The organism is Muricoccus vinaceus, from assembly GCF_042433125.1.
GTDB classification, from domain to species: Bacteria; Pseudomonadota; Alphaproteobacteria; order Acetobacterales; family Acetobacteraceae; genus Roseomonas; species Roseomonas vinacea.
The window spans coordinates 1-1,773 of sequence record NZ_JBHLVZ010000131.1 but is presented as its reverse complement, the minus strand read 5'-3'; the positions used below and the strand labels follow the sequence as shown (position 1 = coordinate 1,773).

Annotated in this window: 1 protein-coding gene; it reads right to left on the bottom strand. The window is 70.4% G+C overall.

Annotated features, from left to right (window positions below; all coding sequences use genetic code 11):
- A partial coding sequence (gene acs / locus ACFFIC_RS29930) for an acetate--CoA ligase (protein ID WP_377057273.1) occupies positions 1-1,773 on the bottom strand: 1,773 nt, incomplete at both ends.

Genomic DNA, 1,773 nt, shown 5'->3' with positions numbered 1-1,773 from the left:
GCCGAGGCTGTCGGTTTCGTTGGCGGCGATCTTGCGGAGGATGCGCCGCATGATCTTGCCCGAGCGTGTCTTGGGCAGGGCCGGCGCCCACTGGATGGCGTCCGGCGAGGCGATGGGGCCGATCTCGCGGCGCACCCAGGCGACGAGCTCGCGTCGGAGCGCGTCGGTGGGTTCCTCGTCGGCGTTCAGGGTGACGTAGGCGTAGATGCCCTGGCCCTTGATCTCGTGGGGCATGCCGACCACGGCGGCCTCGGCCACCTTGGGGTGGGCGACGAGGGCGCTCTCGATCTCGGCGGTGCCCATGCGGTGGCCGGACACGTTGAGCACGTCGTCCACGCGCCCGGTGATCCAGTAGTAGCCGTCGGCGTCGCGCCTCGCGCCGTCGCCGGTGAAGTACTTGCCGGGAAAGGTGGAGAAGTAGGTCTGGACGAAGCGCTCGTGGTCGCGGAACACGGTGCGCATCTGCCCGGGCCAGCTGTCGGTGATCACGAGGTTGCCCTCCACCGCGCCGTCCAGCAGGTTGCCCTCGTTGTCGACGAGCGCCGGGAACACGCCGGGCAGCGGCAGGGTGGCGGAACCCGGCTTCTGCGCCACCGCGCCGGGCAGCGGCGAGATCAGGATGCCGCCGGTCTCGGTCTGCCACCAGGTGTCGACGATCGGGCAGCGCTCCTCGCCGACCACGCGGTAGTACCAGAGCCAGGCCTCGGGGTTGATGGGCTCGCCCACCGAGCCGAGGACGCGCAGGGACTTGCGGGACGTCTTCCTCACGGGCTCCTCGCCCTCGCGCATCAGGGCGCGGATGGCGGTGGGCGCGGTGTAGAAGATGTTGACCTGGTGCTTGTCGATGACCCGCCAGAAGCGGCTGGTGTCGGGCCAGTTCGGCACGCCCTCGAACATCAGGGTGGTGGCGCCGTTGGCGAGCGGGCCGTAGACGATGTAGGTGTGGCCGGTGACCCAGCCCACGTCGGCGGTGCACCAGTAGACCTCGCCCGGGCGGTAGTCGAAGACGATCTCGTGGGTGAAGGCGGCCCAGACGGCGTAGCCGCCGGTGGTGTGCAGCACGCCCTTGGGCTTTCCGGTGGAGCCCGAGGTGTAGAGGATGAAGAGCGGGTCCTCCGCCCCCATGGGCTCGGGGGCGCACTCGGCGGATTGCGCGTCACACAGCGTCGCCCAGTCGTGGTCGCGCCCTTCCTGCATCTCGACCTTGCCGCCGGTGTTGCGGGCCACGATCACCGCCTTGACCGTGGGGCAGGACCTGAGCGCCTCGTCGGCATTGGCCTTGAGCGGCACCGTGCGGCCGCCGCGGCGGCCCTCGTCGGCGGTGATCAGCAGCGTGCTCTCGCAGTCCTGCACCCGGCTGGCCAGGCTGTCGGGCGAGAAGCCGCCGAAGATGATGGAGTGCACGGCGCCGAGCCGCGCGCAGGCCAGCATGGCCACCGCCGCCTCGACGATCATGGGCAGGTAGATGGACACCCGGTCGCCGCGCCGCACGCCGAGCGCCTTCATGGCATTGGCCAGGCGGCACACGCGCGCCAGCAGGTCGCGATAGGTCACCCGCTGGTCCGAGTTCGGGTCGTCGCCCTCCCAGACGATCGCCACCTGGTCGCCCCGCCCGCCCTCCACGTGCCGGTCCAGGCAGCTCTCGCTGATGTTGAGCACCCCGTCCTCGAACCAGCGGATCGAGACGTCGCCCTCAAAGCTCGTGTTCTTGATCCTGGTCGGCGCCCGCATCCAGGACACCCGGCCCATCTCGCGACGCCAGAACCCCTCCGG